The following is a 10,226-nucleotide window of genomic DNA, read 5'->3' as shown; positions in this document are numbered from 1 at the left end:
TTTCATAGCACTGAATGATAAAACAAAATACTCACTGACCATTAGAATAAACACGCTATCATCATTAACTTTATTTATTACCGTCATTCATTTCTGAATGTCTGTTTACCCCTATTTCAGCCGAATGCACTGCATTCGGTTTTTTTTTACCCTTCTTTACACTACATCCCTCTACATTGTGCTATCGGATAAAATGAGTTATTGAAATTCAGCATTTAATTCCATACTCATTCAGAATTAACGACAAAAATATTTTCTTGCTATTTAATGCCACTCTTTTCAGTATTTTCCTAAATATGTGTACCCCATTTCATGCGATGTACATATTTAGACGGTAGGAATGGATCCCCCTCAGGCCGACGGAAATGCAGTGTTTGTAAGAGGCGAGAGTCTGGAAATTCACACATTACCCTTTATACTGCCCTATCCCCTTTCGCCTTGTTAACAGGTCATACACACGAATGCGTCAGACTGACACAACGGTTTCTACCCGATTCTCCCTGCTGCCGGGAAGCATTACCCGTTTCTTCTTATTACTGATCATTGTGTTGCTGGTGACGATGGGTGTTATGGTGCAAAGCGCTGTGAATGCCTGGTTGAAAGATAAAAGCTATCAGATTGTCGATATCACCCACGCGCTGCATAAACGGGTCGATACCTGGCGCTACGTAACGTGGCAGATTTATGACAACATCGCCGCAAGCGCTAACCCTTCAACAGGGGAAGGTCTGCAAGAAACGCGGCTGAAACAAGATGTCTACTATCTGGAGAAACCGCGTCGTAAGACTGAGGCCCTCATTTTTGGCTCCCACGACAGTTCAACGCTGGAAATGACCCAACGTATTTCAACCTATCTGGATACGTTGTGGGGGGCTGAGACAGTACCGTGGTCCATGTATTACCTGAACGGGCAGGACAACAGCTTAATCCTCATCTCCACCTTACCGCTTAAAGATCTCGCGTCCGGCTTTAAAGAGTCGACCATTGGCAATATTGTCGACTCACGGCGCGCGGAAATGTTGCAGCAGGCAAACGCGCTTGATGAAAGAGAAAGCTTCTCTTCTCTGCGTCATCTGACATGGCAAAACGGCCATTACTTCACGTTACGCACCACCTTTAACCAACCCGGGCATCTGGCGACCGTGGTCGCATTCGATCTGCCAATCAACGATCTGATCCCGCCCGGCATGCCGCTGGATAGCTTCCGGCTTGAGCCTGACGCCACGCCAACGACCGTGCATAATAATGAGAAAGAGTCGCCAGACAGCGTCAGTATCAGTTTCAACAGCGCTAAAATTGAGATTTCATCTGCCCTGAACTCAACGGACATGCGTCTGGTTTGGCTGGTGCCTTTCGGAACGCTTTTGCTTGATACGCTGCAAAATATCCTGCTGCCGTTGCTACTCAATATCGGTCTGCTCGCGCTGGCGTTGTTTGGTTACACCACCTTCCGCCACCAACCAGGCCGCTCGACGGAGGTTGCGCCAAATACAGCGGCAAATAATGAACTGCGTATTCTGCGGGCAATAAATGAAGAGATCGTTTCCCTTTTGCCTCTCGGTCTGTTGGTTCATGACCAGGAGGCCAATCGGACGGTGATCAGCAATAAAATTGCCGATCACCTGCTGCCGCACCTCAATTTGCAGAACATCACCAGCATGGCGGAACAGCATCAGGGGGTCATTCAGGCCACTATCAATAACGAGCTGTATGAAATTCGCCTGTTTCGTAGCCAAATTGCGCCCCGAACCCAGATCTTTATCATCCGCGATCAGGATCGCGAGGTGCTGGTTAATAAGAAGCTTAAGCAGGCGCAGCGGTTGTATGAGAAAAACCAACAGGGCCGTGCCGCATTTATGCAGAATATCGGCGCTGCTTTGAAAGAACCGGTACGCATGCTGGCGGTTAACGCCGCCGCATTGAACACACCTGACAGTCAAAAACTGGCTAATCAGGCCGATGTACTGGTACGTATGGTGGATGAAATTCAACTCGCGAACATTCTGGAGAATGATAGCTGGAAGAGTGAACCGACACTGTTCTCTATTCAGACGCTGATCGATGAAGTCGTGCCAGAGGTCCTGCCGGTGATTAAGCGCAAAGGCCTGCAACTGTTGATCAATAACCATCTTAGCGCCAGCGACGAACGCCGCGGCGATCGCGACGCTCTGCGCCGGATCTTGCTGCTGCTCATCCAGTACGCCGTTACCACGACACAGATTGGCAAAATCACCCTTGAAGTTGATCAGGACGAGTCCGCAAAAGAACGCCTGACCTTCCGCATTCTGGATACCGGTGAAGGGGTGGCGCCTAATGAAATTGATAATCTGCATTTCCCGTATATTAATGAAACGCAGGGCGACCGTTACGGCAAAGCGAATCCGCTCACCTTCTGGTTATGTGACCAGTTAGCCCGCAAACTTGGCGGTCATTTGAATATCAAAACGCGGGAAACTCTCGGTACACGCTATACCGTCCATGTTAAAATGACGCCGCATGACCAGCATGCTGAAGTCGAAGAGCGCCTGCTTGATGACGTTTGTGTGATGGTAGATGTCACCTCTAACGACGTGCGTAACATTGTTGTTCGCCAACTGGAAAACTGGGGAGCGACGTGTTTGACACCGGACGAACGGCTGGTAAGTCAAGAATATGATCTCTTTTTAACGGATAATCCGTCTAATCTTACTGCCTCAGGCTTGCTTTTAAGCGATGATGAGTCAGGCGTGCGAAAAATCGGCCCTGGCCAACTGCGCGTCAACTTTAATATGAGCAATGCTATGCAGGAAGCTGTCTTACAACTTATCGAAGAGCAACTGGCGCAGGAAGAGATCCCTGAGTCCCCTCTGGGAGGAGATGAAAACGCCGAACTTCATGCCAGCGGTTATTATGCGCTATTTGTAGACACAGTACCGGATGATGTTAAGAGGTTGTATACTGAGGCGGCAACCAGCGATTTTGCTGCGCTGGCCCAAACGGCCCACCGCCTGAAAGGGGTGTTTGCCATGCTTAATCTGGTACCCGGCAAGCAGTTATGTGAAACGCTGGAACATCTTATTCGTGAGAAAGATGCTCCAGGTATAGAAAAATACATCAGCGACATTGACGCCTACGTCAAAAGCTTGCTGTAGCAAGGTAGCCCAATACATGAACAATATGAACGTAATTATTGCCGATGACCATCCGATTGTACTGTTCGGTATTCGCAAATCACTTGAACAAATCGAGTGGGTGAATGTTGTCGGCGAATTTGAAGACTCCACAGCACTGATCAACAATCTCCCTAAACTGGATGCGCATGTTTTGATCACCGATCTCTCAATGCCGGGAGATAAATACGGCGACGGGATCACCTTGATCAAATATATCAAGCGCCATTTCCCGAGCCTGTCGATCATTGTTCTGACCATGAACAATAACCCGGCGATCCTGAGCGCCGTGCTGGATCTCGATATTGAAGGCATTGTCCTGAAGCAAGGCGCGCCAACCGACTTGCCAAAAGCGCTGGCTGCGCTGCAAAAGGGCAAAAAATTCACCCCGGAAAGCGTTTCTCGTCTGCTGGAAAAAATCAGCGCGGGCGGCTACGGCGACAAACGTCTGTCACCGAAAGAGAGTGAAGTCCTGCGCCTGTTCGCCGAAGGTTTCCTGGTGACAGAAATTGCCAAGAAGCTAAACCGCAGCATTAAGACCATCAGTAGCCAGAAGAAATCGGCGATGATGAAACTGGGCGTAGAGAACGATATCGCGCTGCTGAACTACCTCTCTTCAGTAACGCTGAGCCCGTCTGACAAAGATTGATAATGATTGCGCGTCACGAGCCTGATGGCGCGATGCCTTTCAGGCTTAGACGTTAAAAATGTCCAGACCCAAAAGCCGGATAAGGCGAAACCGCCCTCCGGCATTTTTATGTCCGCATTTTTCTGACCCGTTCAGCATAGAGTGCCAGCGTCTGTTGCAACACATCCAGGGTGACCGGTTTCGACAGGCAGCTATCCATACCCGACTCCAGACAACGCTGCTTCTCTTCCGCCAGCGCGTTGGCCGTCACACCGACCACCGGCAGCGTCAACCCTAACTGACGAATACGCTGTGTCAGACGATAGCCATCCATATTCGGCATATTGACGTCGCTAAGCACAATATCGATGGCGTTTTTGCTCAGCACATTCAGGGCATCCACACCGTCATTTGCTGTTTTGCACTGATACCCCAGCGTGCCTAACTGGTCGGCCAGCAGACGGCGGTTGATAGGATGATCGTCCACCACCAGAATCATCATATCGTCATTGGCGTCGCCCACTTTTTCAGGTGCCGGCAGCGCCGTTGCGGGATCTTCACTGTCCAGCTCAATGCTGTAAATACGCGCCAGTAGACCGGGTAATTCGTGCGGCGACGCGACGCTATGCACCCACTCGCCCGCCGCTCTTTCCACCGGGATCCCGATATGGCGACGGCAGAAAATCACTGCGGCACGTCCCTGCCACGGCTGCTCCAGCGCATCATCCGTTATCAACACGTCATCAGCCGCTGGCTCCTGACCGTCATAACGGAGCACCTGCACGCCGTTACGCGCCAGACTGGACTCCACAAAATGGGCCAACGAAGCGTTACGTACCGCCAGCCAGCAACGGGTTTTCGCAAGGCCGTCCACGGCTTTTCGCACCGGGAATTGCGCGCCATATAAGGGAATGCGTAGCGTAAACTGACTTCCCATTCCGGGTTCAGAGTCCACGGAGATATCGCCGTCCATCATGCTGATCAATTTTTCGCAGATCGCCAGCCCCAGTCCTGTTCCCTGGAAATTCCGCTGCACCCCGGTTCCCACCTGGAAGAAGGGATCGAACAAGCGCACCACTTCTTTTGCCGGAATCCCCACACCCGTATCGCGCACCCGAATACTGAGATAGTCACCGTTACACTGAACATGCAGCACAATGCAGCCCGTATCAGTAAATTTAATGGCATTGCTGAGCAGGTTGGAAATCACCTGTTGCAAACGCATTGGATCGCCATTCAGCGTGACCGGGACATCCGGGTCGATAAAGCAATACAGCCCTAATTGTTTACGCACCACCAGCGGCAAGTAGTTTGCCGTAATGTGGTTCATGACTTCCCGGGGCGAAAACTCGCGTGGCTCAATTTTCAACTGCTCAGACTCGATTTTTGAGAAGTCGAGAATGTCGCTAATGATTTTTAGCAGCAGACTGGAGGAGTTGTTCATCGCCGTCACCAGGCGATCCACCCCTTTCGGCAGCTCTTTGGTTTGCAGCAGATCGAGGTTACCAATAATCCCATACAGCGGTGTGCGCAATTCATGGCTGACGGTGGCGAGGAACATCGATTTAGACTGACTGGCCTGCTCGGCCGCCTGCGCCATCTCCTGCAACGACTCTTCCATCTTCACGCGGGCGCTCACATCCACCAGCACGCAAATTGCCACGTTTTCATTGCGATAGCGTGAATGAACGAAGCTAATTTGCAGGTTCGTATTATTGCTGGTCAACACGTCCACAAAGTTAACCTGCTGTCCGCAGATGATTTGCGTCAGTCTCTGGCGATCCTCATGGGTGAGCATATTCAGATAGGTATGCGCAAGTTCATTACTGAGAATATTGATGCCGTCGATGGTGCGCAAAATACAGATCCCCACGGGCGCAGAGGCAACAATTTTACGGTTGAACTGTTCATGTTCTTCCAGTCGCTGAGCGTCACTTTCCGCAGGAATGAAAATCCGTCGTTCATACATGCGCGCCAGCGTAAACAAGGCGGCGCCTACCAACACATTCAGCACAATGGCATTAAGGATCAGCATGCGGATGCGTTCGAGCACCAAATCGACAGGCACCGAGTAGACAATACTCAGGGACGACGGCGGTAAATTTTTCTTCAGCACCAGTTCGTGGAAACCAGCCGTATAGCCAAACCAGGAGCGCTCCTGCATCCAGCGCGGTTCCGCTTTGATATTGCTTTCCGGACCGGTTAGCGAAATTAAGGCATGGCCATTTTCATCCAGAATCGTCACGCCCATAGGCAGGCTTCCTGGCGTGAAAAAGTTTTCCATGCGAATAGGCTGTTCAACACCCAGCAGTGCCTGCAGACGATTGGCCAGATAGACCGGCGTCAGCGCATAAAAATAGCCGATGCCCGGTCGCGGCCCCTGACCTATCCAAAAGAGGTTATTCCCGCTCTCTTCTTGTGGAGCGTTACGGTACTTAACGATACGCTCGTGCAGCGCTTTCAGCGCCGCATCACGCTCAACAGGCATGTCGCGCAGACCAAAATTCGCCATACAGAGGTTATCGCTACCGATCAGAAAGACGCGATTCAGGTCGTAAGCAGCGGAAAAATTGTCGCGCCAGTAGCGCATAAACCATGACAGCGACTCCAGCGATCCCCGCCACATATTGCTCATGGCGGCACAGTCGGAGTCAGCGAAAAGGGGCTCGAAAGTGGGCACTTCAGCCTTTTCGTCCCGCGCCCGCGAAGACATCACGCCGTTTTCCGCCGTGAGGCGATTTTCAGCAATGTACTTCAGTTCTTTCATGACGTCTGAGGTACGCTGAATGTAGCGCTGGGCTTGATCGGAACTGAGGTTGAACTCCTGACGGATTTCTGACTCTCGCTGATGTAGCGCATTCACGATGTAAAACACCGAAGCAAACGCAATCAAAAGCCAGATTAATAACGCCAACGCCCTGAACAGGTAGCGCGACACTTTCAGGGTGGTGCGGAAGGAAGCAAGGTATTTCAAAAGGGCGAAGCTCCGCCTCAGGATGTAAATAGAGTGTGATTAAGGTAGCGGTAAATGACCGACGTCGCAATGGTCTCTCATGACGGGAATATGATGCACCGCTGAGAAACTTGCGCCCTAATCACCGATAATCGGCGTTTGCCTGAAAAACACAACATGGAATTCAGCATGCGCTATCTACAATGGGTAATTCGCCGCTTATACCCACGTCGCTTGCGAAACCAGATGATCCTGGTGGCCATATTGATGGTCATTATACCCACTGTTTGTATTGGTTATATCGTAGAAACTGAAGGCCGTTCAGCAGTATTGTCCGAAAAAGAGAAAAAACTCTCCGCCGTCTTAAGCCTTCTTGACGATGCATTAGGCGATCGTTTTAACCACTATAGTGACCTACCGCGAGAGGAACGTATTCGCGCGCTTAATGCTGATTTAGGCCCGATCACCGAACGCATTACTTCAGCGTTTCCCGGGATTGGCGCAGGGTATTACCATCAGGCGTTAGACGCCGTCATCACCTATGCGCCCGCCGCGCTGTATCAACATAATGTCGGCATCACCATATCACCCGATCACCCTGGCCGCGACGTCATGAGTAGCCGTTCTGCGCTGGTGTACTCAGGAAAACAGGTGCGGGGCGATATTCTTAACTCCATGATCCCCATTGAACGCCACGGTAATGTGCTCGGTTATATCTGGGCCAACGAACTGACCGAAGACATTCGCCAGCAAGCATGGAAAATGGACGTCAGGATCATCACTGTTTTGGCCGCAGGCGTGATCGGTAGCCTGTTGCTGATCATCTTTTTTTCACGGCGGCTCAGCGCTAACATCGGTATTATTACCGATGGCCTGTCGCTCCTTGCGCAAAACAGCCACATGCGTCTCCCCTCTCTTCCCGGTGAACTGGGGCAAATCAGTCAGAGCGTCAACGCGCTGGCGCAAACGTTGCGGGAGACCAAAACCCTTAATGACCTGATCATTGAAAATGCCGCCGACGGCGTTATCGCCATCGACCGACAAGGCGATGTCATCACGATTAATCCTGCCGCAGAACAAATCACCGGCTATAAGCAACAGGAACTGGTGGGTAAATCTTACGCCAGCCTGTTTACGCACTCGCAATTTTACAGTCCGGTACTCGACACCCTTGCACACGGAACGGAACATCTGGCCCAGGAGATCAGTTTTCCCGCCCGCGATCGCACCATTGAAATCCGCGTTACCACCAGCCGAATTCATAATGCCTGGGGCGAGTTAATCGGCGCTCTGGTCATTTTCTCCGACTTAACGGCCCGCAAAGAGAAACAACGTCGGCAGGCGCAAACGGAAAGACTCGCCACGCTGGGAGAGCTGATGGCGGGCGTGGCACATGAAGTGCGCAACCCGTTAACCGCCATCCGTGGCTATGTGCAAATCATCCGCCAACAGACCACCGAGCCTTTGCACCAGGAATACCTCTCCGTTGTGCTCAATGAAATTGACTCCATCAATAAAGTCATCCAACAGTTGTTAGATTTATCCCGTCCCCGGCAGAGCCAATGGCAACAGATCGCTCTCAATGCGCTGGTCGAAGAGGCACTTATCCTGGTGCAAACCGCTGGCGTTCAGGCGCGGATTTCTTTCCACATGGACTTAGATAGCCAACTGTCTCCGATAGTTGCAGATCGTGAATTGCTCAAACAGGTGCTCCTCAACATATTAATTAATGCGGTGCAGGCAATCGGCGCCAAAGGGGAAATTCGTATTCGCACCTGGCAGTACACGGCGTCACAACAGGCGGTGACGGTTGAAGACAATGGTTGTGGTATTGATATCGCGATGCAGAAAAAGATATTTGATCCCTTTTTTACGACGAAAGCCTCAGGAACCGGTCTTGGGCTGGCGCTTAGCCAGCGCATCATCAATGCGCATCAGGGCGATATCCGCGTTGCCAGCATGCCAGGCTGTGGGGCGATTTTTACGCTGATTTTGCCGATTAACCCGCAGGGAACCGTCTCTGAATGAAATCCACCTACCGTATTCTCATCGTTGACGACGAAGACAATGTTCGCCGTATGCTGACCACCGCCTTTTCGCTACAAGGGCATGAAACACACAGCGCCAGCAACGGCAAGGCCGCGCTGCAATGCTTTGAAGAAATAGAGCCGGACGTTGTGTTGATGGATATCCGTATGCCGGAAATGAGCGGTATCGAAGCGCTGAAAATAATGAGAGTCCAGCAGCCCCGAATCCCCATCATTCTGATGACGGCCTACGCTGAAGTAGAGACTGCCGTAGAAGCACTCCGCAGCGGCGCATTTGATTATGTCATCAAACCCTTCGATCTGGATGAGCTCACTTTAGTTATTCAGCGTGCTCTCCAGCTCCAGGCCATGAAGCAAGAAATTCGCAGCCTCCACAAAGCGCTGAGCAGCAGTTGGCAATGGGGACATATCCTGACTAACAGCCCGGTCATGATGGATATCTGCAAAGATACGGCGAAAATTGCCCTCTCCCAGGCCAGCGTACTGATCAGTGGAGAAAGTGGAACGGGGAAAGAGCTGATCGCCCGCGCGCTTCACTATAATTCTCGCCGGGCTAACGGGCCGTTCATCAAGATCAACTGCGCTGCGCTACCGGAGTCGTTACTGGAAAGCGAACTGTTTGGACATGAAAAAGGGGCATTCACCGGCGCGCAAACATTACGCCAGGGGCTGTTTGAACGCGCTCATCAGGGAACGTTATTACTTGATGAAATCGGTGAAATGCCGCTCGTCTTACAAGCCAAGTTGCTGCGCATTTTGCAAGAACGAGAGTTTGAGCGCATTGGCGGGCATCAGACCATTCAGGTCGATATCCGTATTATCGCCTCTACCAATCGCGATCTCCACGCGATGGTAAAAGAAGGCGCTTTCCGCGAAGACCTGTTTTATCGGTTAAATGTGATCCATTTGATGCTACCGCCCTTAAAAGAACGCCGGGAAGATATCCCCTTGCTCGCCAACCACTTTTTACAAAAATTTAGCTCAGAAAATCAACGCGATATTATTGAGATAGACCCTACGGCAATGTCGATACTCAGCGCATGGCCGTGGCCGGGTAATATCCGCGAGTTATCGAATGTAATTGAGCGCGCGGTTGTCATGAATACTGGCGCGGTGATTTTTGCTGACGATTTGCCCGCTCAGTTTCGCCAGCCAGTGAGCCCCGCCAGCGAAGTCAAAACGCCCCAACCGGGAGAGCGCAACCTGAAAGAAGAGATCAAGCGCGAAGAAAAACGCATTATCGTAGAGGTGCTTGAACAACAAGAGGGAAACCGCACGCGCACCGCCCTTATGCTGGGGATCAGCAGACGCGCCCTGATGTACAAACTGCAAGAGTATGATATTGATCCGGCTGATAATTGATACCTGAATCTGCTATGCAGAATTTTGCACAGTGCGCAAAATTCTGCATATTCCCCCGCACCTGAAATCGCCACACTAACAAAAAT

General features: G+C 51.2%; 5 protein-coding genes. 4 read left to right on the top strand and 1 reads right to left on the bottom strand.

Going from position 1 to position 10,226, the window contains the following annotated elements; genetic code table 11:
- Positions 1-461: 461 nt before the first annotated feature.
- Together rcsD and rcsB are read left to right on the top strand one after the other, a co-directional pair.
- The gene (rcsD, locus tag NNO04_RS17130) at positions 462-3,131 is read left to right on the top strand and encodes a phosphotransferase RcsD (RefSeq protein WP_271445715.1); all 2,670 of its coding nucleotides are present in this window, start codon (positions 462-464) and stop codon (positions 3,129-3,131) included.
- Between the two features lie 16 nt (positions 3,132-3,147).
- Complete coding sequence (gene rcsB / locus NNO04_RS17125) at positions 3,148-3,798, top strand: response regulator transcription factor RcsB (protein WP_263946796.1); 651 nt, start codon at positions 3,148-3,150, stop codon at positions 3,796-3,798.
- A 106-nt stretch (positions 3,799-3,904) separates the two neighbouring features.
- Here the strand turns inward: rcsB and rcsC are convergent, their stop codons facing one another.
- Positions 3,905-6,751, bottom strand: a complete 2,847-nt coding sequence (gene rcsC, locus NNO04_RS17120; protein ID WP_271445714.1) for a two-component system sensor histidine kinase RcsC — start codon at positions 6,749-6,751, stop codon at positions 3,905-3,907.
- A 168-nt stretch (positions 6,752-6,919) separates the two neighbouring features.
- On the opposite strand from rcsC, the gene atoS reads away from it, so the two are divergent.
- Entirely contained in the window at positions 6,920-8,758 is a 1,839-nt protein-coding gene (gene atoS / locus NNO04_RS17115) for a two-component system sensor histidine kinase AtoS (protein WP_271445713.1), read from the top strand.
- Entirely contained in the window at positions 8,755-10,140 is a 1,386-nt protein-coding gene (gene atoC / locus NNO04_RS17110) for an acetoacetate metabolism transcriptional regulator AtoC (RefSeq protein WP_271445712.1), read from the top strand. The genes atoS and atoC overlap by 4 nt, the downstream gene beginning before the upstream one ends.
- Positions 10,141-10,226: the final 86 nt, after the last annotated feature.

This window comes from Citrobacter sp. Awk 4 (assembly GCF_028069725.1).
Lineage (GTDB): Bacteria > Pseudomonadota > Gammaproteobacteria > Enterobacterales > Enterobacteriaceae > Citrobacter_D.
Note: the sequence above shows the minus strand (reverse complement) of the source record. Positions and strands in the feature narration are given on the sequence as shown.